The following is a 25,873-nucleotide window of genomic DNA, read 5'->3' on the forward strand; positions in this document are numbered from 1 at the left end:
GCTCATGTGTTGAAGGCCGTCACCAATGGACGGTTGAAGAGCTTCGCCCAGGCGATTGCGCTGGCCTGCTGGATGGCGACGATCGAGGTGCCGGCGGTCCACCAGCCATTGCCAGTCGCTATGACGATGTCCGGGAAATGCAGCATCGATTGAAGCGCCGGCCAGAGAATGAGCTGCTCGTAGCAAATCAGCGGAGCGATCATGGCGCCATCGAGCTCAACGACAGGATTGGCGAAAAGGTGCGCTCGCGCGCCTCCGCTCTGCCCCGTCCAGGCCCGCCACGGTTGCCACATGGAAACCGGGACCGGCATGCGTTCGCGATAGAGGACGCGCGCCTCGTCGGCGGAGATCGCCACCATGACGTTGTCGTAGCCGGCCGCCTCGATCACGGCCGCGCCGGCGATCACGGTGATGTCGGACCCGCGTAAACCCTCCTGCCAGAGACGCGCGACGGTCGGCGTCCAGAAGCCCAGGGCGCTCTCGGGAAGGACGATGAATCGGCTTCCCTCGGCTGCCCGAGCGCGAACCGTTGCGATCTGGCCACGGTGATGCTCGAGCGAACTCTCGCGACCGAGGCTCTGGCCCAGTTCGAGATCGACGCCTTTCCATCCGTCCGGTAGAGAAGGTTCTGTCCACGTTGCGGCGGACCAGAGCCAAAAGCCTCCCATGGCAATGACGGCTGCCGGCCAGTTTCGCGATGTCATCATCGCGATACTGGCCGCAGTCGCAACCAGGCCGCACCATCCCCATCCTGGAAAGAGCACGCCCGCCGCCGTCATAGGGTGCGCCCAGCCGGTGATGCCGAAGGGCGGCACCCCCATCAGCACCGCCGCCGCCAGATACCGCACCAACCTTCCCTTTCCCGGATGCTGCGTCCAGAGCAGCGCATGCACGGTGATGAAGCAGGCCGAAGCCATAACCCACAGCAGGAGGCCCGGCCAGAGATCGGTGGCATAGAAGGTCGCGACACCCTGCGGCAGGCCGCGCGAGGCGGCGAGGAAATATCCTCCCGAGACGGCAGCCGCGACGAGGCGCGACGGCGACTTCGCCCAGAGCAGCGGTAAGATCATCGCGGCCGGGAGAGTCAGCACAGTTCCGCTCCAGCCGAGTGTGCCCACCACAATCGACAAGACGACCAGGACCGGCCCGCGCCGGCGGTTACGGATCGAAAGTGAAGACGGGCCGGGCGAGGCCGAGAAGGCCGCTGTCCGGTACCGGCCCGAAATATCGGGAGTCATAGGAGCTCGCAAAGGATGACTGGAGATACAAATGACCCGGCGGCACGGTGCCTCCGGGATAGGGATCGATCGCTCGACCCTCCCCGTCCGTCTTGCGGACGCGGGATGCGCCAAGCACCTTGCCGTCGATCTCGACATCCTCGCCGATGTCGACGCGCTGGCCGGGGAGCGCTGCGACAGCCTTGATCAGAGGCGCGAAGCCGCCGGCGCAGGGTCCGCGCCGGAGATACCCGCGCTGTCGCGCTTTCTCGAACTGCGCCCCGGCCGGAGGGCAGATGAACACGAGATCCCCGACATTGGCGGGTCGATGAAGCGTCTCGATGCGCCAGATCCCGAGTGGCTCGCTCGGCGTCAGGTTCAGCCGAAAGCCGCCGATGAGGCCGATTACCGCAAGAGCGCCGATGACGCTGCCGGTCGAGGCAAGGAACACCGTGACCCCGCGCCTCGTCATTGCTTCATCACCGGAGTCTGGCGCTGCGAGAGCGCCAGGTCCTCGGCCTGCTTCAGCATAGCTGTCGTGCGCTCGTGGGCTGCGAGCTGCTGTGCTGTTCGCATTACCGGCCACGCCTCCTTCAGCCGTTCCTTTTCCTGGGGCTGGAGCCCTCCGGCGAGCTTGTCGAAGAGTTGGCCTGTGGGATTGCGGGCAGCGTTGGTCAGCAGCGTGCGTTCGCCGAACCGTTCCGCCACCGCCTTGTTGAAACCGTCGATCTCGAGCTTGGCCTCGCGATTGCTGAGCGCGTATCCCAGTGCTGCGGGAAGATCGTTGCGGTCGATCGCGTCGCGCACCCGTTCCAGGAAACTCAGCGCGGCAGGCGACAGCGCCGGGATGTCGATCGACACACGCTGCCGCAGCGTCTTCTCCTCGCCCTCGATCCGCTGCAGGGCGCGCTCACGCACCTCAAGATAGCGCTCGATGTCGCGCTTCAGCGCCGGCACGTTGACGTCGGCGACGCGGCGGGCTTCGCGGTCCGCCTTGCTGGCGAGAAGACCAGTCTTGCCGTTGAGCGGGCCGATCGATGCCGGATTGATAGTGAGGTTCTGAAGCGTCTGCGACGCCGCTCGGCCGTCGGCGAGGACCGCGTCGAAGTTCATCGTCCGGAAGGCGGTCTCGGGATCGGCGAACACGTAGCGGAATCGCGTCGAGACCTCCTCCCACTGCTTCTTGAGGGCGGGATCGTCCGCAAGCTTCTGCTCGACGGCGTCGCCCAGAGATTTCGGAAACAGCTTCACGCCGGCAACCATCGGACGGGCCTCCTTTTTGGTTCGCGTTATGGGGACTTGCAGCAGGCCGAGGCGCTCGCCGGCCGTGCGAAGGCGGATCGCCAGATCGGCAAGCTTCGAGCTTTGGCGCAGCGTCCAGTCAAGCCGGTCGCGCAGCATCGTTCGGGCGACATGGACGATGTGCAGGCCGCGGTTTTCGGCGAAGGCGAGCGCCCGCCGGTAGAGCGTGCCGCGCTCGTAATCGAGCGTGGTTTCCTTGGGCCGTCGGCGCGACAGGATTTTCGTCAGGCCGCCATTGAAGGCGAAGGAGCGGCGACCATAGTAAAGCTGCAGATCCTCCCGATGACGGGTCATCGCGACATAGGTCAGATGCCGATCGAGCGAAAGGGAGGCGAGCACCTTCACCCGATCGACGGTGGCGCCTTGGGCTTTGTGAATCGTGGTGGCATAGCCATGGTCGAGGTTGTTGTAGAATCGCTGCTCGACCGTCACCTGGCGGCGCTGATCGCCCTCGCCCAGGCTGACCGTGATGCGGTTCGGCGCAGCTTCGACGACGCGCCCGATCATCCCGTTCTTGACGCCGAGCGAGCCCTCGTTTTTCAGGAAGACGATCTGGTCGCCGGCGTCGAAATGGCGGATGCCGTCCGCCGTCCTAAAGCCATGGCCTTCACTGAGGATACCGCGCTCGACCAGCTTCTCGCGCGCCATGTTATTAAGCAACCGGACGTCACGACGCAGATGCGCGAGGATCAGCGTGGTCTTCGCCGGATCGTAGTCGCGGTTCCAGTCGGCGATCAGGTTCTCGACAGCCTGTGCCTTCAGCTCCGAGCCAAGCACCCTGCCCTGTGAGCGATACGCGGCAAGCGCCTGGTCGACATGGCCGCGCGCCAGATCGAGCGAGGCCTTGCGCATCCAGTCCTCGCGCTGGCGATAGATGGTTTCGAGATCGGCATAGCCGATGCGGTCGACAATGGCGCGGAAGGCGGCGCCCGCCTCGATCGGTTGGAGCTGCTCCGGATCTCCGACCAGGACGAGCTTGGCGCCTGCCCTGACGACGGCCTCGACGAAGCCGGTCATCTGCTTCGAGGCGACCATGCCTGCTTCGTCCATGACGAACACCGTCTTGGCATCGAGCGTGTCCCGGCCCTGTTTCCAGCGCAGCTCCCACGACGCCAGCGTGCGGCTGGCAATCCCCGCTTCCTTCTCCAGCCCCTCTGCCGCCTTGCCCGCAAGTGCTGCGCCGACCACCCGGTATCCGGCAAGTTCCCATGCCTCGCGCGCGGCCTTCATCATGGTGGTCTTGCCGGCGCCGGCGCGACCGACGACAGCGGCGATGCGGGCAGAACCGGCGACATGCTCGATGGCGGTTCGCTGCTCGCCCGACAGGCGGGCATGCCGGGCAAAGGTCGCCTCCAGCACCTTCTCCGGAACGCCGTGCGTCTCGCGACCGGAAAGCCAGACCGACCGCCGCGCCATCTCGGCTTCAAGCCGGATCAGCTCCCGCGTCGTGTAGCGGGCTGGCACCCTTTCTCCGGTTGCGAACGCCATCGTGTCGCGCTGCAGGCGAAGCACTTCCGGGCTCTGGATGATGCGCGCAAGAAGCTGCTGGAACGCCGCCGGATCGTCGACATAGCGATGCAGCACCTTGGCGATATCGCGTATATCGAAGACGCTCTTTTCGCGGGTAACGAGATCGAGCACGATCTCCGGACGGGCCTGAATGCGGCGCAGGTTCTCAGCCTTCCGCTCCTCCTGCAGATCGAGCCTCTCCAGCGACGGCTTCCATCCTTCGGCTGTTGCCTTGCGCTGGATCGCCTTGGCGCCAACGCCGACATGGATGGTTGGCACGAGTTCGATGCCCTGCTTCTCGTAGGACCGGCCATCGATGCGAAGGTTGACGCCGTTCAGCGCCAGATGATGGTTCAGCCGTTCAAACCAGCCATCACGAAATGCGTTGAAGTCTAGCGTGTCGCCGGCCCATAACTCGTAGACGATCTTTCCGGCTTTCGTCCTGAGTAGCTCGCCGCCCTCACCCAGCACCGCTACCTTCTTCGCGCCGAAGCCGTCTTCGGTCAGCGGCCGCAGCGTCATCATCAGGTGGATATGCGGATTGCCGAGGTTGTCGTGATAGACCCAGTCGGCAACCATACCCTTCGACAGGATGTGCTTTTCCACGAAGTCGCGGACGAGCGCGATGTTCTGTTCGGCCGATAGCTCCAGCGGCAGGGCAATGGTGAGATCCTTTGCGAGCTGCGCGTCCGAGCGCTTCTCGAAGGCCTCGACCTTGTTCCAGAAGGCCTCCGCCGCACCAGTGACGGACCGGTCCGCGATCAGCTTGCGCGCCCATTGCGGCGCATCGGCGGGTAACAGGAACTCCTCATGGACCAGCCCCTGCTTACGCGAATAGTCGACGGTGCGGGCCTCGCGTTCGTAGTCCATCTTCGCGCAGTGCCGGTAGGCCGCCGACAGCACCGCGCTACGGCCGTCGCCGCGGCTGACGATGCTGACGGAAAAGTGGGCGATGGCCACGGCGACAAAAGCTCCCGAATGCGAACCTCTTTCGTCGGGAGCGGCGGGCCGTGTCAGACCTCTACGCAACGCGTCGTATCAGCGACGTATAATTGCGCCCTTGGATCCGCTCCTTCGGAACGGCGGGATGATCCTCCAAAGTGTCGGCCTTGCCGACGTGCAAATCTGCACGTTCCTTCGGACGTGCTTTTGAGGAAGTCTTGCGGCGAAACAAACGCCACAAGATTTAGGGAGACGCGAGCGGAATGAAGAAGCCGTCATCGAAGATACGTGAAGAAATCGCCCGCCTGCAGGACCAGCTCAGGCAGGCCGAGACGCGCGAGGCCGAACGCATTGGCCGGATCGCGCTGAAAGCTGGACTCGGCGAGATCGAGATCGAGGAGGCCGCCCTTCAGGGGGCGTTCGAGGAGATCGCCGGGCGCTTTCGCGGAGCCAAGGGACAGGCGTCCGGAAAGAGGAAAGCGGGTGACGGCGGGACCGCCGGCGCTTCGCCCGCGACGGTCGCAACTGGCGCGGCTGCGGGCAGCGGTAGCGAGGCTTGAGCGGATGCGCCGGAGCCAAGCGACCGACGCCCGAAAGAAGGACACGCGCGAGAAGATCGAGCTCGGCGGCCTGATCGCGAAAGCCGGGTTGCGTTACGAGAAGCGCGCGCTGCTGCTCGGCCTGCTGATCGACGCAAGCCACCGCATCAAGGGCAACGATGCGGAACGCGCGCGCCTGACCGCAATCGGCGCGGAGGCCTTCGGCCGTGACGGCGAATAGGACCGTCCTTGCCCTGATCCCGGCGACGATGATGATCGGGGTGACCATCCTCATACCGGGCATCGAGCACTGGCTCGCAGCCTTCGGTAAGACCGCGCAGGCAAAGCTGATGCTGGGCCGCATCGGCCTCGCTTTGCCCTATGCGATGGCCGCCGCGATCGGCGTGATCTTCCTGTTCGCAGCCAACGGCGCCGCGAACATCAAGGCCGCGGGATGGGGCGTCGTTGCGGGCAGCGCGGCGACGATCCTGATCGCCGTGGCGCGCGAGGCAGTCCGCCTTGCGGGAATTGCCAGCAATGTCCCATCGGGCCAATCCGTCTTCGCATATGTGGACCCGGCGACGACGCTGGGCGCCTCCGCCGCGTTCTTCGTCGGCGTGTTCGCGCTGCGCGTCGCCATAAAGGGCAATGCCGCCTTCGCGAGGCCTGCTCCGCGCCGTATCCATGGTAGGCGCGCGGTCCATGGAGAGGCGGACTGGATGGGCATGACCGAGGCCGCGAGGATGTTTCCGGATGCGGGCGGCATCGTCATCGGCGAGCGCTATCGTGTCGACCGGGACAGCGTGATGGCTGTGTCGTTCCGGGCCGACGCGCAGGGGACATGGGGTGCGGGCGGCAAGTCTCCGCTGCTTTGTTTCGACGGTTCGTTCGGTTCGTCGCACGGCATCGTCTTCGCCGGATCCGGCGGTTTCAAGACGACGTCGGTGACAATCCCGACCGCGCTCAAATGGGGCGGCGGTCTCATCGTGCTCGATCCGTCGAGCGAGGTCGCGCCGATGGTCGTCGATCATCGGCGCAGAGCCGGCCGCAAGGTGATCGTGCTCGATCCAGCCAGCCCCGCGACCGGCTTCAACGCGCTCGACTGGATCGGCCGCTTCGGGGCTACGCGGGAAGAAGACATCGTCGCGGTCGCGACATGGATTATGACCGACAACGCTCGGGCTGCGTCCGCGCGCGACGACTTCTTCCGCGCCTCGGCCATGCAGCTCCTCACCGCGCTGATCGCCGACGTCTGCCTGTCAGGGAATACGGAAGAGAAGGACCAGACGCTGCGCCGTGTCCGCGCCAATCTCTCCGAGCCTGAGCCGAAGCTGCGCGAGCGGCTGACGCGGATCTACGAGCAATCGGAATCCACTTTCGTGCGCGAGAACGTCGCGGTCTTCGTCAACATGACGCCGGAGACGTTCAGCGGCGTCTACGCGAATGCGGTGAAGGAGACGCACTGGCTCTCCTATCCGAACTATGCCGCCCTCGTCTCGGGCGACAGCTTCTCGACCGACGAGCTCGCGGTCGGCGGTACGGATATCTTCATCGCTTTGGATATGAAGGTGCTGGAAGCCCATCCGGGGCTGGCGCGGGTGGTGATCGGCTCGTTCCTCAATGCGATCTATAACCGCAATGGCGAGGTCGCGGCTAAGACCCTGTTCCTGCTCGATGAGGTGGCCCGTCTCGGCTACCTGCGCATCCTCGAAACCGCCCGCGACGCCGGGCGGAAATACGGTATCAGCCTAACGCTGATCTTCCAGTCGATCGGCCAGATGCGAGAGGCCTATGGCGGCCGCGACGCCAGCTCGAAATGGTTCGAGTCCGCATCCTGGATTTCCTTCGCGGCGATCAACGATCCGGAGACGGCGGAGTATCTTTCGAAGCGTTGCGGCGACACGACGGTCGAGGTCGACCAGACAAACCGCTCCTCCGGGATGAGGGGATCGTCGCGATCGCGATCGAAGCAGCTCAACCGCCGTCCGCTGATCCTGCCGCATGAGGTCATGCGCATGCGCGCCGACGAGCAGATCGTGTTCACCGCGGGCAACCCGCCGCTGCGCTGCGGGCGCGCGATCTGGTTTCGCCGCGACGACATGAAGGCCTGCGTCGGAACCAACCGGTTCCATCGGAGCGAAGGCGGTGACAGTGGCTGATTTGCCCAACGCCGATCAGGCTTCCCGATCCGTAGGCGGCTCGCCCAACACTTTACCTTTCGGAAGCAAAATCCTTCGCGGTGCGTGGAAGCAGATCATAACCCTGACCTGGCTATAATCACGCTCATCCATAGGGAGGCACACGACCCTTTGAATAACATCGTTCGTTTCGGGAACAGCCCGAAGAAGAGAAATCCGGCACATGGGAAGAAACCTCCCTCGTCTATGGGCGGCTCGTTCCGCCGGCGCCACAACAATCGGAAGCGATCCGGCAGAACCTGGGCGTGGGCGATCGTCGCCCTGATCGCGGCGAGTCTATATGCCGCCGATCATTATCAGCTCGCCGATCGGCTGACGCTGGCTGTGACCGTACCACGGACGGATACGCTAGGCGCGACATTCCCCTATTGCACGGAAGGCCGCCGCGTGACCTGCGTCGTGGATGGTGACACGTTCTGGCTTTCGGGCGAGAGGATCCGTATCGCCGACATCGACACGCCGGAACTGAGCCCGCCACGCTGCGAGGCGGAGCGGCTCAAAGGCGAGGCCGCCAAGCGCCGGTTGCGGGAGCTACTGAACGCCGGCCCGTTCTCGCTCACGGCCGGCTGGCGCGACGAAGATCAGCATGGACGCAAGCTGCGCACGGTGACACGTGACGGCCGCTCGATCGGCGACACGATGATCGAGGAAGGCTTGGCCCGCCGTTGGGACGGTAAGCGCCGAAGCTTGTGCGGCTGATCCATCAAGATGATGAATCGATGGCGACGGACCGATTCATGAAAGTCGTTGGACGCCGCTTCCGAAGGAAGCGAAAATCCGGCCATGTCGAATGAGGAAGCAGGCCCGGTTCATCTTCACCGCATCGATCCGACGCAGAACATGCGCCGGTTCTACTCGCTCGCGATCCAGCCGACATTGTTCGGCGGGGCATCGGTCGTCCGCAACTGGGGGCGGATCGGCAAGAACGGCCAGTCTATGATGGAAACCTTCGACCAGGCTGAAGAGGCGACGATCGCCATGGCGAGGCTGCAACGGACAAAGCGGCGACGCGGCTACAGGGAATGAGCCGGCGCGGGAAGTTGGAGGCGATACAGTGCTGGAATCCGCGAATTCAGGGGTTTTCAGTGGATTCACGCAGATGTCAGAGCAGCCAACCCCTTTCAGGGGCAGGGTTTCGTTGTCATAGGTGATTGGGGCTTTCCAACAGAAGGTATTTTTAATGACAACGACCAACGAAATTGCCGACAAGATCGCATCCGAGCAGAGCCTGACCAAGGCTCAGGCCAAGACGATCGTCGAGAGCGTATTCAAGCAGATTGCCGACGCCGCCCAGAGCGGTGCTGAAACCAGCGTGCCCGGCTTTGGCAAGTTTAAGGTAAAAGAGACGCCTGCGCGCGAGGGGCGCAATCCCTCGACGGGAGCGACGATCAAGATCTCCGCGTCGAAGAAGCTGACCTTCACGCCGGCCAAGGCGATCAAGGACGCCCTCAACGGCTGAGCCGCAACCAGAGGACGCGACCGAAAGAGGGGGCTCAAGCCCCCTCCTCCGCAGCCATCGCTACGTCACGCAGGCGGATGAGATCTGCGAGTTCGCGTTCCACCGCGTTGCGCTCTTCAGTGCTGAACACGCATTCGCGCAGCTCGGCACGCAACTCTTCGATTTCATCGATATAGGTCATGAGCGTATCTCCTTGTCGTTGACGGCAAGGGGCGACGCGCGCACGAGGACCGGGGCAAGGCTCGCGCAGCGACCGGCGCAGCCGGCGCACGGAGGAGCCGAAATGCGTCAGCATTTTGGAGGGGCCGTCCGGCCTTGCGGCGGGCCGAGAAGCCGTAGGCTCGGGCGGCAACAGAGAGAACCGCGATTCCGACACGGGATCGCGTCCGCTTGCCGTCTCGGCGAGACGGCGATGCCAACGGAGCAGCATGGCCCGGAGGGCGACGCTATTCGTCGAAGCTGACGCCGAGGGCATTCAGCCGGTCAATGTCGTCGATGGGCACGACCTCGTAATCGTCGGACATATAGTGGTAGTCGCCCTTCCGGATATCTCCGATATGAGCCCAGTTCCCGTAGGGCCAGATGGCGATTTCGTCGGTAGGCTGGCCGCGACATGTTCCGTGGGTGATGTCGGTCATTTTCTTGCTCCTTCCGCCTGCCGGCGTTCGCTTGGGAAAGGCAGAAGGCCCCGCCTTGCGGCGGAGCCCTCGTCGAGGCGATCAGTCCCGGTTGGGGCGAGACCAGATCAGCTGCAGGCCTTCCTCGCCTTCCACCTCGATCAGGGTGGCGTAGATCGGAGCGGGGAAGCTCGGGTCGTCCAGCTTGACCGAGAGGTAGTCGCGCTCGGTTTCCCTGGAAACCTTCTGCCAGGCCGCACCTAGCTCGACTGCACCCGAGAAGATGCGGAAGTGGGGACCCTTGTCGGAGGGGTTGTCGACGCGGACCAGCTTGGCCTTGACGTTGAGGTTGAGCGTCTTGATCGTGCCCGTAAAACCGTTGCCCGAGGAAGTGAAGGTGCCGATAGTAGCCATGATGTCGTCTCCGTGAGTTTCTCGGGCCGCGACCCATCGCGACCTCGATGGCGGTCGACAGACCGGAGGCGATCGGCCCGCACCCCGTAGGGGCCGCAACGCAGTGGAGGGCAGCCAGGGCGAGGCTTTCTTGTTCCGCGCGGAATGGCGGCGCAGCCGTCAGGGGAAGAAAGTCGCGACCGGCTGTTGCGGGTTTGAGAACGAGGCGTAGCGAAGCGAAGACGGCCTTCGGTCAGACCAGCCACATCGAGGACGCAGGTGGTGCGCCCTTCCATGAAACCGCCGGCCAGAGGACAGGCGAACCCTATCGGCATCATCACCGCAACCGCGCCACGGTGAGGCGCCATCAAACCCGTCCCTCCCCGTCAGGCGCCATCGCATAACGACAGACCGTCCAACCGGAAAGGGACGCGACCGCCCTCACTTCGGTCGGTTGACGACCGGCCGACTAGCGAAACTCCGAGGGTCCGCCGTCTGCCCCTTCAAGATGGATGGCCGCTACACGGTCATGGAAATACCCATCTCGGGCTGGACGTCGGCACGGGCCGGCTGATCTGACTCGGCCCGCTGGGCTACTACCCGAACTGACCAGTGCCATGGCGGGGTCTTCAGCCGGCTGCAGGGCGCCGGTGTGCTGAAGCCACCGACGTGTGCCAGGCGGGACGATTACAGACCGCACATGCCCTCGCATTCATTCGGCCAGAGGTCGAGCTGGCCGTGGTCGGCCGCTGTAGACAAATCGACTTCATCGAGGGGAACGCCGGAGCGATGCAGGAAGACCTCGCCGCGTATGCCACGCAGGCCGGTGCGGATCGCCCGATCCACCTCCACGGCATCGTCCCACGCCGCCCGGTCGTTATTCCGCATGGATCGCCACATGGCGTCACTGTGGAAGGGGCAGCCGATGCACGCGCTCTTCGGCGGTTTCGGATAGCCATGGCTTTTCAGCCAATCGAGACAATCCTTCCGGGTCATGCGGCTCTCGATGAGGGGGAAGCGGTTGAGTTGCCACGCTGCCCGGCTCGGCTTCATGCGCACAACCTCGTCCATCGAGATTCCCAGCCACTGGTGAACGACGGGATATGTCGGGGAGCGTTTGCGCGTGAGACCAGCCAGTTCCCGCACCTTGCGGCGGATCGGTTCGATCTTGCTGGTGGTGGTGCATTGTCGCCGTATCATGCCGATCGAGATATTACCGCGGCGGTCGACGGTGCGGGTGAAAGCCGGGATCGACGCCCATCTCTTGCCATCGCCAGCCGCAATCAGGCTCTCCCGAAGATTGCGGGCCGACACGATATGCACCGGGAACGGCAGGACGTTCGGCGACATCAGCCATCGCAGATGCTCGTAGACTGCGGCAGGCTCCCAGCCGGTATCGGCGAAGATTGCACAATCCAATGAGCCGAAATGCCCATGGGCAGCCATCAGCGCGAGCGTGGTGGACTGGACCCCTGCCCCGAGGCTGAGCACACGAAGGCGGATGGGGGATGGCTCCGCGCCACCCCCGACATCGATCGGAGAATGCAGCATCATGCAGCCTCCGCGATCTGTGTCGCATTCGGCTGGAGATCATGCAGATAGTTGACCGCACGCTGGGCATGGGCCGCCGCGGCAAAGATGAATCGCTTCTCGTTCCTGAGAATTTCGAGCCAGCTTGCCAGGTAGCTGGCATGATCAGGCCGCGGCTCGAGCTCTGGCACGATGCCGAGGTCAGCTGCTAAAAAGCAGCCGCCGAGGTCGGCGACATATCCTGACAGTCAAGCCTGACGATCGTGGCTATCGCGGAATCGGAGTGTCAGGCCTCAGCGTTTTTGATCCTCGCGGGCTGGGCGGCAGCCAAGGTGAAAAAGGCCATGGCTACGCGTCGGTGGCGGCCCTAAGGCGACGTGGCGCTCAGCTCGGCGGCTGTTGCGCGTGCATCCAGTCAGCGGCAGCCTGCGCTTTGCTTGCGGCGGTGAAGATCGCCCGCGCATCGTCCTTCAGCACTTTGAGCCAGGATGCCACATAGGCTGCGTGGTCAGGACGGGGATGATGCGCCAGGCCCAGATCGGCCAGGATATAGGCTGCAGCAAGTTCGGCGGTCAGTTCTTCGACTGCCAAGGCCTCGCGGGTGAAGCGTTTGGCGAAGTCTCGATCGAGCCGATGCTTAGAGCCTGTGGCATGCGCGGCCTCGTGGAGATAAGTCCCGACGTGAGCGACAGGATCGCGGAAGACATTGAAGTCCGGCAAAAAGATGTGGTCGAGATCGATGCGGTAGTATGCGGCATCGGCGCCAAAGGTAACGGGGATGCCGAGCGCACTGATGAAGGCATCGGCATGCGGGATTCGTTCAGAGTCAGGCAGGATTGGAGCAGCGGAAGGCGTGAAGCCCTCGACCTGGGAGCTGTTGAAGACCGAGAAGGCGCGCGCGAAGAGACGTCGCTGGGGGTGCTCATCGTCGCCGACGGCATCATCGTCACCGTGGGCTGCAAATTCCTTCCAGAGCACGACGGTCGTTGCGCGTTCGCCCTTGCGGACCTGGGCGTCAAGCGCCTGCCATTGCCGGTATGTGCCCCAGGTGCCGCTTCCAAAGCCGTGAGCCTGAGCTGCGATCCAAAGAGCGAGCGTATTGACGCCGCGATAGGCCTTTCCGGAAGAGATGTTGGTTGGGCGAGCAATCGAGCTTCCATCGTGGTGCCAGGGCATCCGCCATTCGCCGGCGCCGGCCTCGATGGCGGCAATGATCTCGGAGGTGATGCGGGTATAAACGTCGGTTCGGTTTTGCGTGTCCATGGTCGGAACTCCTGTCCCGCCGGGGCCAATCCCCGGCGGCGGAGCAGCCATCTGCGATGGCCCAAGGGCCGACCGCGCACTCGAAGAGCCGCAGCGTGAGCGAAGGACGGCGATCAGCCGTTGCGCGGGCGGACCTGACATCGCGCGCTCCGCCGAACGCCGGGGTTGGTCCGACGGGACTTCCGATCATTGGGCCGCACGCAAAGCCGCTACGCCGCCTCAGGTCCGACGATCTAACCCATCAAGAACCGCCTGGATCCGCTGGAGATCCTGCTTCACGATGGTCCGTTGCAAAGGCGACAGACGCTTCTCCTTCAGCAAGGTCTTGGCGTCCTCGGCAGTGCGTGACCAGGCTGGCCGATGGCGTGCGGTGATGCAGGCATTGGGGCAGCGGGTTGGCTGGCAAAGCGCGGTCAGCGGCATCTTGCCGTCAATGTTCGTTGCCTGCTTAAGGCAGGCGGCCGTGCCGGGATCAAAGAAGCAGTCGGCCAGCACCCCGACATGCAATGTCCGCGCGAGGCTCGCTAGCATTGTGCGGAGCCGCCCACGATCAGCGATCATGGCCGGAAGCGGACCGAGTTCTGTTGAGATGCCGTCGAGTGTCTTTGCTACGCGCACTGCGGCGGGCCCGGACAACATCGCCCCGGCCTGCCGCTCATCGAAATAAGTCAACAGGTCATCAAGCTGGCCGAGGCTGCGCTGGTTCTGCACCTCCGCACGGAAACCGGATCGGCTGGAGCCTGCATAACCCTCGAAGGCGGCGACGGAGACATGCTTATATTGGATCATGCCGGCGATTGTGCCGAAGGGACGGTTGGCGATGTGCCATGCAATCGTGCGTCTGAACTGCCGCGTCGTGATCCGCCAAGGCTGATCACCTGGTCCGTTCGGGACCGCCGGCGTATCCGGTGTGCCGAACAGGTCGTTGAGATGGTCGCGGAAGCGGTTGAGTTGGCGGACAATCTCGGCCGAGAGGTGATCCTTGCAAACGGACCTTGCGATAAGAACGGGCCAGAGCGTCGTGAGCCCGCGCGCGGATGCCGCCCGGAAGGACAAACGTTCCAGCACTTCTATCGCCTTGGCTACAGGCTCAATTGTAATCCAATCAGCCGGCTCACCTTGGCTCGACCTACCCTTGTAGGCAACCGAGCGAACGCGATGACGCATGATCATGCCATCTTGGCTGCGCGTCAGGGCAAGACACCCGCGCTGCATTGCCTGGACCTCGCAGTCCCGCATCCCGGTCAGGTACGCGCAGAGGATATAGGCTGCCGCCTGCAGCATCCGCTCTTCCTCCGCCAGTGTTTTGGCGTCGAAGCGGGGCCGCCATGGCTTGCCGGCCTCCGGCAGAATGGTGATGGGTGTCTCCATTCCACCGGTCTCGACGCCGAGTTCGAGCAACGCCGCCCTGATCTGGCGAGGTGCACCGCCGGTCAACTGAATATGCATCCTTGGCTCGACCTGAGCGTCGATGCCAATGTGAAGGTGAAGCAGGTGCGAATTGACGGGCGGCGATACGTCTCCTGTCTCTGGGTGCCGCAAAACCGTGCCGTTGTGCGCGCTCCCCCAGATTGGCACGCCACGGCCTTCGCTTCGTAGCTTATCGAAATAGTTCTGAAGACGCCTTCGTTGTCGGCTACGGCGTTCCGTGTATGTGAGAGCCTGATCTGACTGGAGGAGCGCGGCGCAGTGGGCTTCCAATCGCTCCAACTCTGCACGGGCGGCGAAGATGTCTGAGGCGAACTGGGTGATATACCGGCTCGACCAGGCCAGCAATGGCGAGATGATCTCTTCTGGCATGCGTGGCGTGAGGTTCTCGTGAACAAAGCGATAGCCGGCGACCCGGGCGGGCGCCTGACCGCCCCAGGGCCGGAAATACAGGCCTCCAGACGGGAGGTAATCGCGAAAGGCATAGAGATCAGCAGGGACTTCCAGGAGGTGTCCGACTATAACCGGCCGGCGAGCACGGTCTGTCTTGAGATGGCCAACGTAGCGATCCAGCAGTTGCTGATCGACACGGCGAAGATCGACAGCACCAAGCTCATCGCGCACGAACTCGAAGAAGCGTCGCGCACGATTGAAAACCTGCCGGATACTGCCGGGAGGAAGCTTCTTGCGGTGACCCGGCATGTCGACGTTGAGCCGGGCATAGAGAAGCTCGCGAAGCGCCTCACGAACACTCACATCCTCGACGGACCCGAAATGCACGGTGACATGACAGCGCCTGGCGTTCTCGCGAAATACGGCCGGTCCGAGATCCCAGCTCGGATCGCCGTAGCGCGAAAGGGTGTCCCGATCAAAGCCCGGCTTCAACGGAGCGGACGCGAGAACAGGGCGAAGATAGAGTTCCCGGGAGGTGGAGGCTACTGCGGCCGACCTGATCATTGCCGGGCCTCCGGCGGCAGATAGAGGGCGTGCCCTTCCACCTCGCGGCAAGCTTCGGCAACTACACTCTCCGGGAAAGCCGGTAAGATCTGCTTCGCGATGCGATGATGCGCGCGGCCGAACTTCATGGCCCAGTCCGCGGCGGGGAGACCCGTCCGTTGCTCCTCGATAAACCGCAGGAACGCGATGATCGCCGGCAGCTTGCGCGCGGTGATGACGGCGTTGCGGCATTCGAGACAGCCCCAGAACGGTTGCGGACAAGGTGATCCCAGCTCTCCGAAAGGACTGCGATCAAAACCCGAGCATGCAGCCAGCCAAACATCCTGTTCGCCGCCTAGAAGCGCGTCGACATCACTGCTTCCTTCCGAAGCGGTGTGGCTTTGGCGCCAGGAATCCTCGTCGTGAGGCCCCAGTATGATCGGGCCGGCGGCCGCGGCGACTTCGGAAAATGCCTCCGCCACGGTGGCCTCATGAAGCGGCCGCAGCGAGGGAATGTCCGCATAGTGTCGAGCGGCAATCTCGGGCGTATGCCCGACCGCAAAGCGGGCCATATGACCCTCGGTCTTCAGATACCAGATCGCCTTGTGGGTCTTGCGCAAGCGCGAAAGAACGAGCCGAAGAGGCTGGCCATCGTCATCGACGATCCCATGGCTTCCGGTCCATTGGTCAACGCGTTCATGCGGATGATCGACACCTGCGCGGAGTTGCTTCCGGCCGGTATAGTAATAGAGCCAAAGGCAATTGCTTGGGACGAACTGCCTCGTAAAGGCCGTCACCTCGATCAGCTTGCGAACGAGACCACCCGGTGTTCCGATCCCGCCGTCACGCACACGAATATGTTTGTGCTCAGCACCTCGGGCGCGTCGCTTGATATAGGCTATGTCGATGGTTCCAGGTCCGGGGTTCTGGAGGCAGTCGATCGTCAAAGCCTTGCAACATTCGATCTCCAGGCCGGTCTCCAGCGACAGAAAGGTCAGAAGCGGTGGAATGTCGGTGGCCCGCAGATGATAACGACCATGCATGTCTTCGGCCAAGGTTGAGACAGGCAGACCGCGACGTGCCCTCATGAAGTACAAGCGATGGAAGGCTCTGTCCCCGCTGCTGAGCGTGCCCGAGGCCACGATCCTGTCGTTCGCTTCGTCGGTTACTCTGCGAAGATTGGAGTCGCCCTCCTCATCATCGAGCGACTTCCCGATGCGTCTGAATATCTTGCCGATGTCAGCGCGGGCCGCATCGCGAAGCTGCCTTGCGACGAACGGACTGTAGGCGTCGCGCGGTTGCGATCGGCCGGCGGATTGTGTGCTGGTATAACTTAGCCGACGCCGTACCCCTTCATCGAGAAGGCCAGGTTGGTCGGCATCAATCGAGCGCAAGGCGAGAATAGCCTTGGCAAGAACGATGTGCCGGTAGATAGGCTTCATCCCGCCGGCTTCGAGGAAATCCTCATATCCGTCGATATCGTCAGCGCGCAGATCGGCGGGCGTCTTTGCCCTCGAGTGCTCGCGCAGATACGCGAAGAACCGAAGACATGCATTTAAATGCCCCTTTATGGTACTCCGCGCCCCCAGCGAACCACCAAGCTCCGCCTGCCGGCGAAGAGCACCGGCAAATGCGATGGCGAGAGGTCGCGGATGCAGGCCGGTAAGGTCAACGTCGATGCTCCCGCCATAGCGCGCCTCGATGTTGAAGCGCAGACCGAGGACCGGATCGCGGGCGTGAGCGGTAGCAATGGCATCGGCTGGTGCAAAACGGACTGGAGCTCCCTTGCGCGGCCGCTCCGTCACAATGAAGTCTCCGATGGGAGCAGTGCGAGCAGTTCCTCGACCGCCGCATCGACGGTATCAGCGCGTGTCGCGATGTGGTCGAGGTAGATGTAGGTCGTTGCTAGACTGGCATGACCAAGGAGCCGTTGGACTTGCTGAAGAGGATCGCCGAGGACTTGCCGGTATCCCTCCATCGGTCCGGCAGGCAGCGCCGCATCACGGAGGCGATGCTGAATGAGCATCGCCAGCATATGAACGGCAAAGGAATGGCGGAGCTGATGCGGACTGATGTTGACGTCGAAGCCGAAGGATTTGCATCGCTCGGAAGCACGGGCGAAGATGACTTCCCAGGAGTTCGGCCGTACCGGCAAGCCGACCTCCGAGAGCCATAATACGGCCGGTTCGCTCGGTGCGCCGTCGTCGTTGCAGATAATGATCCGGCCGCGTTCCTCGGGGCTGAGTAGGTCAAGCGCGATGTCGCCGCCATCACGCAGTCGTAGCCGGGAATTGCGCGGCTCCCGGTGTACGAGGATCGGGCGGTCGAACGATTGCCACCCCGAACGGCGCTGAAACTTTGCAATCGCATGGGAACGCTCGACGGCGATATAGGCGCGCAGCTGCTCGATCAGTCGAGCGGGAACAAGTATCTGGCGACCGCGATCGCCCTTGGTCAAAGCATCGGGCAGTTCGAGCCAGACCTGACGGCCTGGTGGCTGACCAACGACAGCAAGATCGGATGCGAAGAGAAATGAAGCTTCCTCCAGCCGGAGGCCCGTCGTAACCAGGAGATCTGAAAACAGCGCATTGCGAATGCCATTGCGATCTCGGGCGCCAGGACGCGTTCCGCCATCAGGCAGTAGCCCTCTCAGGCCAACATCTCGAAATCTCCGGTAGTCGTCGAGCGTGACGAAGCTGACATCCGAGCGGCGTGCGGCAGGTTCATAAGCATCGTTGCGAGCCGCAATCCGAGCTCGCCGGCCAGCGTACCCTTGCCTCCACACCGATCGATGCGTGAACGGCGCTTCCGCGATGAGACCCTCTTGGGCGCCCCACCGATACACACGGTCGAGGCAGGCGACGGCACGATTCCAGGAAGCAGCAGAGATGCGTTGTCCGACCTCCGCACGGCGCCGAACCCGGTGATAGGCAAGGACGTCTTGCCGACCAGCTTGCCATACGGTCTTGGCGCAGGCTTCCGAAAGAAAGCGGACCCAGACAAGGACATCATAGCCGTAGGCACGAAGGGAATGGTGCGAGCGAACGCCGTTGAGAGGCAGGTCGCGGAAGAAACGATCCAGATCAGGATCGTAGAGCGCCCCGTCCCGGAGGATCATTGGGACATGGGCGTCAAGGCCCTCCGCTGATCTGCGCTCCTGAATGGTGATGCTTGAAGCTGGAATTATGCTGTCCACAAGTTGTTCAACCTTCCCCCGGACCCCCATCCGGGGAGCCAGCATCAACGAAGGAGTTCAACTTGCCCGGCGCTATCCAGGCCGGCCTCCGCCAGCTATGTGGGAGCGCTGCGGCCGGCCTGGACAACGCCTCCGTCAGTCCTGTTGCATCGACGCCAGCAAGACACGGAGAGTCGGTGCAGACTGTCAAGATAAGCAACCAATTCCTCGCGCGCATAGGTCTTGGAACCGAAGGCGCTGGAGAGGTCGCGCGCCAGCCGCGCCGGGTGGCCGGTCCAGTGGCCAAGCTCGTGTTAGGTCACATCTCCATGGCGTCCTTTCTGTCATCTCCCTGATGGGGAATCAGGACAGTTTCTACGTATGAGACGCTGCTCCGCCTTTCGCGGGGAGCGGGCCCGAGGGCCTGCTCCCCGCGAAAGGCGGGTCGCCCGAATTGGAGAGCCTTTGGCCGAGCTATTGTTCACTTCCGATGAGTTTGCACCGAACGGTATGTCAGTCCCTGGCGTGCCGATGCTCCTCGACCGAGAGATGCGTCTGGTCGAACCGGCTTGTGCCTGGTTGCTGCACATTGCGCTCGTAAGAGGACGAACACGCAGCCGGCAGACATGGCGCACTTATGGTGAAGCCCTTTACGACTGGTGGCAGACCCTCGAAGCGAATGAGTGGATATGGGATGAGGTCGGCGTCGCGGAAATCGCTGCGTACCGAGATCGGATGCTCTTTCGACCCAGCGATCACACCGGACGGGCCTATGCCCGCAGCACCGTCAATGGTCGCCTCAGAACATTGGCTTTGTTCTATCGATGGTGTGTTGCTGCGGGTCTCACTGATACTGCACCGTTCAACACGAGCGAACTTGCGCTGTCGCGACGTCAGCCGCAGGGATTCCTCACTCATGTTGATGCCACCGGCGGGCGACAGCTCGCCAATGAACTGACTATCCGGCAAACCTCGGCGCTGCCAAAACCGCTGTCGCCGGTCGCGTTGCGACGCGTGATGGCTGGCCTGGGGTCTCGCGACCGTTTGATAATCGAATGGGCTGTCACAACCGGCATGCGCCGGATGGAGGTAGCCGGATTGAGACTGCGGTCACTTCCACGATCCAGTCTGGATGCTCTGGTCGTCGTCAGAATCGAAGCCACGAAAGGGGGCAAAACGCGGACGGTTTATCCGCCATTGTCCCTGATCGATCGCACGCTCGCCTATGCGCGCGAAGAGCGAGCGGTCATCGTTCGACGAGCCAAATTGCGGCACGCCGACTACGCGGAACCAGATGCTGTCTTCCTGACGGAAGCCGGTCGCGGAATCAGTGCTCGCCGTGTCGGTGCAATGTTCGCCGCCGCGGCCGGGACAGCAGGTGTGACGGCAAGCTTCCATGCGCTGCGACATACCTTTGCGACAGCGATGCTCCGGTTCTTGCAACGGCGGGCGCAAGACGAGCCGGAGCTCAATCCACTTCTCACCCTCCAGGTGGTGTTAGGACATGCCGATCTTTCTACGACGGCAATCTATCTGCGCGTGCTGGCGACAGATCTGACACTGGTGGAATCCTCTGTCGACGAACTTTACGGGGCTCTTCTACAATGAAGCGGCAACGCAAAGATTATCGGCTCGATCCATCGCCTATACCGCTCGCTGGCGAGCCTACTTCGCTGGTGGTCAACTTCCTTGATCCCAACGGTCGACTGGAAAAAAGCTTCGACTTCTCGATCTATGGAATGACACCAAGAGTCGCTGCCGAAATCGCGCTTGCCTTCCGCAACCACCATGCCGGTCACAGTCCGGCCACGCGCGAGGGAGCGTTCCATGCGCTTCGCCGTTGGTTTGTGTTCCTTGGTGAGCAAAATCCCGCCATCACATCGATGCGGGATGTCGATACAACAACGCTACGAGCTTTTATTGCGTGGCTCGATACCAAACCGTGGACCAAGAGTTCTCGCCATGGCACCTGGTCCGTGCTCAAACAGATGGTTCGCTGGCTGAAGCGCAATCGGCCTGAGCTCGTCGCCACCGATCTGGAAATCCCGTTCAACGCCTTTCCTCGCAAGAATGCAGAGACGCGTCCCCGCGAGGCGCTGAGCCGGTCTGAGATGGAAGCGATCCTCTCCGCGGCTCGCAAAGACATAGAAGCAATCTGGTCGACCTTCCAGGCTGGGAAAACCCTGCTCTCCCAGGTCGACCGCGAGGCTATCGCGCGGGAACGGGATCTCAGTCGGCTCGACCTTGATGATCTCGGTGTGATGCTCGCTGTCATCGTCGAGCATTACGGCGGGTTGGTTCCTCCCCAGAACGTGACGCTGGAGCGCGGTGCTGGTCGATGGCGGCTTCACTTCGCCTCGCTTAAGCATGGCGGGAACCAGAAGCTCGCGAGCTATCTTCACACCCTGCCCGAAACGCTGATTCCATACATGATCGCCATCGGGGCGCAGAGCTACGCGAACCCCGAGGCCCTCCGAGAACTTCGACGGGACTGCATGAGCGATCATCTGCTTTTAGATGGCCGGGAAGTCATGACGTGGTCGAAGGGCCGCTCAAACCGAGTGCAGCGGCGAAGCTTCCTGCGTGACAAAAGTTTGTCGGTGCCTCACCTCATCGATCAGGTAGTGGAAATGACGGCGTTATTGATGCCCCATGTTCCGGCGCATGATCGCGAGCGGCTCTTTCTGGTCGCGAGCATAAACGGCACGCGTGCGATCAAGCTGATCCCCGACTACTTGATGAGTAAGCACGTCAGATTGTTCGCCCAACGTCACGGCCTTGTTGACGAAAAAGGCGCGCCGCTCGCGCTCACCCTGGCCGCGCTGCGAACTACGGGGCTCACTCTCGCGCATGAAACGCTCGGGCACGATATCCTGAAGACCCAGATCCTCGCCAATCACGCCACGCCGGATACAACGCAGCGCTATATCGATCGGCCGATCGTGCGAAAGGCCCAGGAGCGCATTATCGGTGATCTGCAATTACGCTTCGTCGAAGCCATTCGCAGCCCCCACGATGAGGCTGATGACGAACGTGATGCCGACGTAGCGACAGTCCAGGCCGAATATGCCACGGCTGCCGGCTTCATCTGCAAGGATCCACTCGCGGGCGTCGGGGAAGGCCAGAAAACTGGCCGTCTATGCACGGCCTGGCTGGGCTGCTTCACCTGCCCGAACGCGGTGATTCCTCTCGATCCTGGTGTTCTAATCCGGTTGCTGTCGACGCGAGATGCCCTTGTCGCGGCACGTCAAGCGCTGGCTCCGGACCGCTGGCGGCTCCTCTACGCGCCGAAACTGGAAATCCTCGAGCACGACATCCTGCCGCGCTTCTCGCCGGAGCTTCACTTGGCCGCGTCCATGGAAGCGGCACCAGCTCTGCCGGTGATCGAATGAAGGCGCGACGTGCTCGAAAACCTGTTCTCGCCGAGTGGTCCGAAGCACCGCTCTCGCAATGGAGCCGGTTCGGCGATGATGAATGGTTGCTCGACATCCGGACCGCCGGCCGGCGCGCCGACCAGAACAAAATGAGCTGGACGATCGCCTTGCCGGAGGGAGCTGTCATCAGTGAAGACGCGTGGCGTGCTCTCCATGAAACCGCGAAGCAGTTCTTATGGTCGATGACCGTGAATCCACCAGCCGGTCGCAAGCGGCTGTCACCAACGTCGGTGCATGGCAAAGCCATCACCCTGAAAACCATGATCCGGTGGATGGTGCTCGACGGACTGGAGACGTTCAGCAGCATTGATGCCGCGGCCGTGGAGCGGCTGCGAGCCTGGCTGCTGACACGAGTGGGATACCGGGGAAAGCCCATCACGGCGAACACCATCGTCAACTACATGGTGGTGCTGAAGGATCTCTATCGACAGCGAACCAAGCTTGATGATGCCCCGTTGATCGATCCTCTGCCGCAGGAGACGACCTATGAGGCGGCAGGCCTGACGCCCGCGACGCGCGGTGCGATCCCGTTCATTCCCGATGCCATTGCGATCTCCTTGCTGAATACCGCTCTGCAATGGGTGGAGGACCATGGTCCAACGATCGTGAAAGCAGAGACGATCCGACGCGAGGCACGGGCGTTCGGACTGACCCAAGGGGCAAAAAGGCAAGCTTCCTACCATGTACGCAAGGCATTGCGGCGTGCCGATCTGAAAGGCCCTGCGGGCGAAGCACTGTCCGGCGCGTATGCGGTCCGCCACGCTGCCACGCATCTCGCGGAGGCCTGCTATATCATCATTGCCGGCTTCGTCGGCATGCGCGTGAGCGAAATCCTCTCGACCGAGGTCGGTGCCATCGAGTTCCACCCCATCGGGGATACCGGCGTCGATCAAGCCTACATTGTCGCGCGGTTGTTCAAGACCGTCGACCAGCATGGCGGACGACTGGAGCGCTGGATTGCTCCTGACCCCGTGGTGAAGGCGGTCAGCCTACTTGAGCAGCTGAGTGCACCGTTGCGTAAAGCGTCCGGAAGGCGAGAACTCTTCCTCGTCAAAAATACCCAGTACGGCGAGATCGTCCCGGTCACCCAGATGCATATCGGCTGGCGGATCAACGATTTTGCCCGACATGTTGGCGTGCCCATGCACGAGGGAAAGCCTTGGGCATTCAGCAGCCACCAGTTCCGCAAGACGTTTGCGCGCTTTATCGCGCGAAAGGACCGGTCGCAACTTCTTGGCCTTGCGGGGCATTACAAACACGCATCGGTCGCGATGACCGCGCGTGGTTATGTCGGCAGCGACTTCGATCTCCGGCAACTCGTCGATCATGAAAACCGGGCGGAAACAGCCACGGCATTGGAACGAATGCTGGTCAGCGATCGACTTGCCGGGCGCATGGGCGAGCGCATTGTCGCGGGCAACGCCCGGTTCCGGGGACGCGCCGGCGAGCAGGTCCGTCAGGATTACATCGAGTTTGTCCTCGCCGAAACGGACCTGCGCATCCACGCCTGCGATTACGGCTGGTGTGTGTTCCAGCAGGAGACCAGTCGTTGTGGAGGTGAAATAGCACCCAGCGAGGCCGGCCGGAGTCCATCTGTCTGCCTGGGCTGCGCGAACATGGTGATCGAGCCGCAGCATGCGCCTTATTGGCAGGACCGTCGGACGAGGAACCAGGTGTTGCTCCCTGCCGCCAACGAAATGACGGTCGCGGTTCTCACCGAGGCAATCGAACAATGCGACAATGTCCTGATCAGGATCGGAGAACATGATGGATGACCCACGCTCGCCTTCCGCCTTGTCTGCGGCGCGCGCTTATCGTGCGGCGCTGGCTCGACTGGTTCGTGGCGAGGGCCGCCATCCGGATCATCAGGGGCGCATCGTGAGGATCAGTCCCGCTTCGGTCGCGCGTGAAGCGGGGAAAAGCCGAAATCCGCTCTACACGACACATCGCGACATCCTCGATGAGATCGAGGCCGCCGTACAGGCACCAGGTCCTTCCAAAGACCTCGCGGCCCGGGTGACGGAAATGGAGGTTGAGATTGCACAGCTCCGTTCCGAAGCCCGCCGGCACAGCGAAGAAAAGCGGAAGCTGGCGAGCGAAAATCTAGCACTCCTTCACCGGGCGAGGACGGCGGAGGACAAACTGGCATCCTCGCAGCGGCGGGCGCCATTGGCGCCTGCCGCTGCGTTGCCTGTCAGGCCGCTACCGCGCTGATCTGCTGGCAGGGCTGTTGCGCATGCATCCAGTCGACAGCGGCCTGAGCCTTGCTTGAGGCCGTGAAGATGGCGGAGGTATCGGCGCGAAGGACCTTCAACCAACTGGAGATATAGGCGGCGTGATCCGGCCTTGGCCGTGCCGATATCGATAGATCGGCGAGAACCATGGCTGCTCCAGCGTCAGCAATTATCTCCTCCATGGCATAGGCTTCGGAGCCGAACCGTCCGGATAGATCGCGGTCGAGTCTGTGTTTTACTCCTGACGCGTGAAGACCTTCATGGAAAAGCACGCTGTAATGAGACGCGACGTCGCGGAATGAGCTGAAAACTGGCATATGCACCCGATCAGCCGAAGGCAAATAGTAGGCTTCGTTGCCTCCATATACGGTGCTGATCCCAAGGTTCGCATAGAAAGCATCAGCGTGTGCGATACGTTCTTCTTCCGAGCGGGCAACCGCCGGTTCTGGCTCATAACCATCGACCTGGGCGCAGTTGAACACCGAATAGCCGCGGGCGAATAGACGCCGACGCTCACCATCATTGGAATCATCATCCTCATAAGTCTTGCCGCCGATCTGCCCCCAGAAGACGACGGTTGTGGATCTCTCACCTTTGCGCACCTGGGCACCAAGGGCCTGCCATTGGCGATACGTTCCCCAGAGGCCGGCAGGATATCCAGCGCTATGCGCCGCGACCCACAAGGCAAGTGTGTTCACGCCACGGTAGGCCTTGCCGGATGCAATATTGGTCGGCCGGGCAGTGGCTGTTCCATCATGATGCCAGGGCATCACATACTCGCCAGCACCGGCTTCGATGGCAGCGATAATCTCTTCAGTGATGCGGGCATAAACATCTGCTCGGTTCAGAGAAGCCATCGTCATGCCCTCCCTGCTGCAGGTGCTGAAGCAAGAAGGACACTTGCGATGAAACCTAACTCGTGTCCGAGGGTCGCATAGTAGCCGGGCCCGTCGCGGAAACTCTCGAACGGCGGCATTTGCACAATATCGAGAGCCGGATTGAAATACGCCTTGTCGCCACCGTGGCGGATGACGGCCCCGGTATTTGCGAAGAAGGCATCCGCATGTTCGATCCGCTCCACCGGATCGGACATCGGCGCGGGATTGCCGTAATACTGCGCGGGCAAGCCTTCGATCTGGTCGGCACAAAACACCGTATAGGCCTTGAGGAACGGAATCCCGCGCTCGACCTCTTCGCCATGGGCATCGGTTTCGGTGCGTACGATGCGGCTGGCATAGACAACCATCGAGCCGGTCTCGCCTTTGCGGACATGACCGCGCAGCTCGACGCTCTGCTTGAACGTCATCCAGGTCGGGGAAACAAAACCCCTCGAAACCGCCTCCGACCAGAGAAGCAGGGTATTGATCCCCTGATACGGCAATCCATTGTGGCGCAGCGGGCGCGTGATACGCCCCGTGGTGTTCGCGGCGCTCCACGGCTTCACCCACGGACGCACGCCCTTTTCCAGCTCCGCGACGATGCGGTCGGTGATCTTCGCGTAGATATCGACGCGGGATTTGTTGCTCTTCCTGTCCATTTTCCGGACCTCCATTCGAGGCCGCGCCAATCGCGGCCGTCACGAGGTCCGACAGCGCAGGACCGCAGGTCCGCGAACCCGCAGAAGAGCAATCGGAAGGAAGGGACACGTCGCTTGAGGGCCGCAACGTCAGTGGAGGACGGCGCAGCCGTTTCGTGGA

Annotated in this window: 22 protein-coding genes and 3 pseudogenes; 10 read left to right on the forward strand and 15 right to left on the reverse strand. The window is 62.6% G+C overall.

Annotated features, from left to right (window positions below):
* Positions 1-2: 2 nt before the first annotated feature.
* The 3 genes from JG739_RS31820 to traA are packed head-to-tail and all read right to left on the reverse strand — an operon-like array spanning position 3 to position 4,988.
* A complete protein-coding gene (locus JG739_RS31820) occupies positions 3-1,238 on the reverse strand; it encodes a conjugal transfer protein TraB (RefSeq protein WP_202367772.1) in 1,236 nt (411 codons plus the stop codon).
* Entirely contained in the window at positions 1,159-1,689 is a 531-nt protein-coding gene (gene traF / locus JG739_RS31825) for a conjugative transfer signal peptidase TraF (protein ID WP_202367773.1), read from the reverse strand. Before traF ends, JG739_RS31820 begins: the two co-directional genes overlap by 80 nt.
* On the reverse strand, positions 1,686-4,988 hold the full coding sequence (gene traA / locus JG739_RS31830; protein ID WP_202367774.1) for a Ti-type conjugative transfer relaxase TraA: 3,303 nt from the start codon (positions 4,986-4,988) through the stop codon (positions 1,686-1,688). The genes traF and traA overlap by 4 nt, the downstream gene beginning before the upstream one ends.
* A gap of 245 nt (positions 4,989-5,233) precedes the next feature.
* Between traA and traC the strand changes: the two genes are divergently transcribed.
* From traC to JG739_RS31860, 6 genes are all read left to right on the forward strand, one after another.
* Positions 5,234-5,530 (forward strand): conjugal transfer protein TraC, encoded by a 297-nt coding sequence (gene traC, locus JG739_RS31835; RefSeq protein WP_202367775.1) that lies wholly within the window; start codon positions 5,234-5,236, stop codon positions 5,528-5,530.
* Positions 5,531-5,534: 4 nt separating this feature from the next.
* Positions 5,535-5,750, forward strand: a complete 216-nt coding sequence (gene traD, locus JG739_RS31840) for a type IV conjugative transfer system coupling protein TraD (RefSeq protein WP_202367776.1) — start codon at positions 5,535-5,537, stop codon at positions 5,748-5,750.
* Positions 5,737-7,668 (forward strand): Ti-type conjugative transfer system protein TraG, encoded by a 1,932-nt coding sequence (gene traG / locus JG739_RS31845; protein ID WP_202367777.1) that lies wholly within the window; start codon positions 5,737-5,739, stop codon positions 7,666-7,668. The genes traD and traG overlap by 14 nt, the downstream gene beginning before the upstream one ends.
* 225 nt (positions 7,669-7,893) lie before the next feature.
* Complete coding sequence (locus JG739_RS31850) at positions 7,894-8,406, forward strand: thermonuclease family protein (RefSeq protein ID WP_202367778.1); 513 nt, start codon at positions 7,894-7,896, stop codon at positions 8,404-8,406.
* An 84-nt stretch (positions 8,407-8,490) separates the two neighbouring features.
* The gene (locus JG739_RS31855; protein ID WP_202367779.1) at positions 8,491-8,733 is read left to right on the forward strand and encodes a WGR domain-containing protein; all 243 of its coding nucleotides are present in this window, start codon (positions 8,491-8,493) and stop codon (positions 8,731-8,733) included.
* A gap of 154 nt (positions 8,734-8,887) precedes the next feature.
* On the forward strand, positions 8,888-9,166 hold the full coding sequence (locus JG739_RS31860) for an HU family DNA-binding protein (RefSeq protein ID WP_202367780.1): 279 nt from the start codon (positions 8,888-8,890) through the stop codon (positions 9,164-9,166).
* Between the two features lie 34 nt (positions 9,167-9,200).
* Here JG739_RS31860 and JG739_RS31865 read toward each other — a convergent pair whose 3' ends face one another.
* The 10 genes and pseudogenes from JG739_RS31865 to JG739_RS35780 form a co-directional block, all read right to left on the reverse strand.
* Positions 9,201-9,347 (reverse strand): hypothetical protein, encoded by a 147-nt coding sequence (locus JG739_RS31865; protein WP_202367781.1) that lies wholly within the window; start codon positions 9,345-9,347, stop codon positions 9,201-9,203.
* Positions 9,348-9,612: 265 nt separating this feature from the next.
* Complete coding sequence (locus JG739_RS31870; protein WP_202367782.1) at positions 9,613-9,804, reverse strand: hypothetical protein; 192 nt, start codon at positions 9,802-9,804, stop codon at positions 9,613-9,615.
* A gap of 81 nt (positions 9,805-9,885) precedes the next feature.
* A complete protein-coding gene (locus JG739_RS31875; RefSeq protein WP_202367783.1) occupies positions 9,886-10,197 on the reverse strand; it encodes a DUF736 domain-containing protein in 312 nt (103 codons plus the stop codon).
* A gap of 666 nt (positions 10,198-10,863) precedes the next feature.
* Positions 10,864-11,727, reverse strand: coding sequence for a hypothetical protein (locus tag JG739_RS31880; RefSeq protein WP_202367912.1), 864 nt, complete (start codon positions 11,725-11,727; stop codon positions 10,864-10,866).
* A pseudogene (locus JG739_RS31885) lies at positions 11,727-11,942 on the reverse strand (zincin-like metallopeptidase domain-containing protein); the annotation flags it as partial. The gene JG739_RS31880 and the pseudogene JG739_RS31885, both read right to left, overlap by 1 nt.
* Positions 11,943-12,090: 148 nt before the next feature.
* Positions 12,091-12,969 (reverse strand): ArdC family protein, encoded by an 879-nt coding sequence (locus JG739_RS31890; RefSeq protein ID WP_202367784.1) that lies wholly within the window; start codon positions 12,967-12,969, stop codon positions 12,091-12,093.
* Positions 12,970-13,188: 219 nt separating this feature from the next.
* The gene (locus tag JG739_RS31895; protein WP_202367785.1) at positions 13,189-15,354 is read right to left on the reverse strand and encodes an integrase; all 2,166 of its coding nucleotides are present in this window, start codon (positions 15,352-15,354) and stop codon (positions 13,189-13,191) included.
* On the reverse strand, positions 15,351-17,138 hold the full coding sequence (locus JG739_RS31900; RefSeq protein WP_202367786.1) for a hypothetical protein: 1,788 nt from the start codon (positions 17,136-17,138) through the stop codon (positions 15,351-15,353). Before JG739_RS31900 ends, JG739_RS31895 begins: the two co-directional genes overlap by 4 nt.
* Positions 17,135-18,559, reverse strand: a complete 1,425-nt coding sequence (locus JG739_RS31905; protein ID WP_202367913.1) for a tyrosine-type recombinase/integrase — start codon at positions 18,557-18,559, stop codon at positions 17,135-17,137. The genes JG739_RS31900 and JG739_RS31905 overlap by 4 nt, the downstream gene beginning before the upstream one ends.
* 152 nt (positions 18,560-18,711) lie before the next feature.
* Positions 18,712-18,822, reverse strand: a pseudogene (locus tag JG739_RS35780) (zincin-like metallopeptidase domain-containing protein); the annotation flags it as partial.
* Between the two features lie 151 nt (positions 18,823-18,973).
* Between JG739_RS35780 and JG739_RS31915 the strand changes: the two are divergent.
* From JG739_RS31915 to JG739_RS31930, 4 genes are read left to right on the forward strand one after another with little or no spacing between them, the layout of a single operon-like run.
* Positions 18,974-20,116: a tyrosine-type recombinase/integrase gene (locus JG739_RS31915; protein ID WP_199202490.1), complete on the forward strand. Its 1,143-nt coding sequence runs from the start codon at positions 18,974-18,976 to the stop codon at positions 20,114-20,116.
* Positions 20,113-21,900: a site-specific integrase gene (locus JG739_RS31920; RefSeq protein WP_244749624.1), complete on the forward strand. Its 1,788-nt coding sequence runs from the start codon at positions 20,113-20,115 to the stop codon at positions 21,898-21,900. Before JG739_RS31915 ends, JG739_RS31920 begins: the two co-directional genes overlap by 4 nt.
* The gene (locus JG739_RS31925; protein WP_199202491.1) at positions 21,897-23,717 is read left to right on the forward strand and encodes a hypothetical protein; all 1,821 of its coding nucleotides are present in this window, start codon (positions 21,897-21,899) and stop codon (positions 23,715-23,717) included. Before JG739_RS31920 ends, JG739_RS31925 begins: the two co-directional genes overlap by 4 nt.
* Positions 23,707-24,156, forward strand: a complete 450-nt coding sequence (locus tag JG739_RS31930; protein ID WP_199202492.1) for a hypothetical protein — start codon at positions 23,707-23,709, stop codon at positions 24,154-24,156. Before JG739_RS31925 ends, JG739_RS31930 begins: the two co-directional genes overlap by 11 nt.
* On the opposite strand, the gene JG739_RS31935 is transcribed toward JG739_RS31930, so the two are convergent.
* Together JG739_RS31935 and JG739_RS31940 are read right to left on the reverse strand one after the other, a co-directional pair.
* Positions 24,137-25,039, reverse strand: a complete 903-nt coding sequence (locus JG739_RS31935) for an ArdC family protein (RefSeq protein ID WP_199202493.1) — start codon at positions 25,037-25,039, stop codon at positions 24,137-24,139. The genes JG739_RS31930 and JG739_RS31935 overlap by 20 nt on opposite strands.
* Before the next feature lie 50 nt (positions 25,040-25,089).
* Positions 25,090-25,713: pseudogene (locus JG739_RS31940) on the reverse strand (ArdC family protein); the annotation flags it as partial.
* Between the last annotated feature and the right edge of the window lie 160 nt (positions 25,714-25,873).

Origin of the sequence: Mesorhizobium sp. L-2-11, from assembly GCF_016756595.1 — a bacterium.
In the GTDB taxonomy this organism is placed as follows: domain Bacteria; phylum Pseudomonadota; class Alphaproteobacteria; order Rhizobiales; family Rhizobiaceae; genus Mesorhizobium.

Excerpts from the sequence above, each read along its gene's own strand:
- JG739_RS31935 (WP_199202493.1), bottom strand. The coding sequence starts at position 25,039 with ATGACGATGGCTTCTCTGAACCGAGCAGATGTTTATGCCCGCATCACT.
- JG739_RS31930 (WP_199202492.1), top strand. The coding sequence starts at position 23,707 with ATGATGGATGACCCACGCTCGCCTTCCGCCTTGTCTGCGGCGCGCGCT.
- JG739_RS31860 (WP_202367780.1), top strand. The coding sequence starts at position 8,888 with ATGACAACGACCAACGAAATTGCCGACAAGATCGCATCCGAGCAGAGC.
- traD (WP_202367776.1), top strand. The coding sequence starts at position 5,535 with ATGCGCCGGAGCCAAGCGACCGACGCCCGAAAGAAGGACACGCGCGAG.
- JG739_RS31865 (WP_202367781.1), bottom strand. The coding sequence starts at position 9,347 with ATGACCTATATCGATGAAATCGAAGAGTTGCGTGCCGAGCTGCGCGAA.
- JG739_RS31925 (WP_199202491.1), top strand. The coding sequence starts at position 21,897 with ATGAAGGCGCGACGTGCTCGAAAACCTGTTCTCGCCGAGTGGTCCGAA.
- JG739_RS31895 (WP_202367785.1), bottom strand. The coding sequence starts at position 15,354 with ATGATCAGGTCGGCCGCAGTAGCCTCCACCTCCCGGGAACTCTATCTT.
- JG739_RS31920 (WP_244749624.1), top strand. The coding sequence starts at position 20,113 with ATGAAGCGGCAACGCAAAGATTATCGGCTCGATCCATCGCCTATACCG.
- JG739_RS31855 (WP_202367779.1), top strand. The coding sequence starts at position 8,491 with ATGTCGAATGAGGAAGCAGGCCCGGTTCATCTTCACCGCATCGATCCG.
- JG739_RS31890 (WP_202367784.1), bottom strand. The coding sequence starts at position 12,969 with ATGGACACGCAAAACCGAACCGACGTTTATACCCGCATCACCTCCGAG.
- JG739_RS31905 (WP_202367913.1), bottom strand. The coding sequence starts at position 18,559 with ATGGGGGTCCGGGGGAAGGTTGAACAACTTGTGGACAGCATAATTCCA.
- JG739_RS31820 (WP_202367772.1), bottom strand. The coding sequence starts at position 1,238 with ATGACTCCCGATATTTCGGGCCGGTACCGGACAGCGGCCTTCTCGGCC.
- JG739_RS31880 (WP_202367912.1), bottom strand. The coding sequence starts at position 11,727 with ATGCTGCATTCTCCGATCGATGTCGGGGGTGGCGCGGAGCCATCCCCC.
- traF (WP_202367773.1), bottom strand. The coding sequence starts at position 1,689 with ATGACGAGGCGCGGGGTCACGGTGTTCCTTGCCTCGACCGGCAGCGTC.
- JG739_RS31875 (WP_202367783.1), bottom strand. The coding sequence starts at position 10,197 with ATGGCTACTATCGGCACCTTCACTTCCTCGGGCAACGGTTTTACGGGC.
- JG739_RS31870 (WP_202367782.1), bottom strand. The coding sequence starts at position 9,804 with ATGACCGACATCACCCACGGAACATGTCGCGGCCAGCCTACCGACGAA.
- traC (WP_202367775.1), top strand. The coding sequence starts at position 5,234 with ATGAAGAAGCCGTCATCGAAGATACGTGAAGAAATCGCCCGCCTGCAG.
- JG739_RS31850 (WP_202367778.1), top strand. The coding sequence starts at position 7,894 with ATGGGCGGCTCGTTCCGCCGGCGCCACAACAATCGGAAGCGATCCGGC.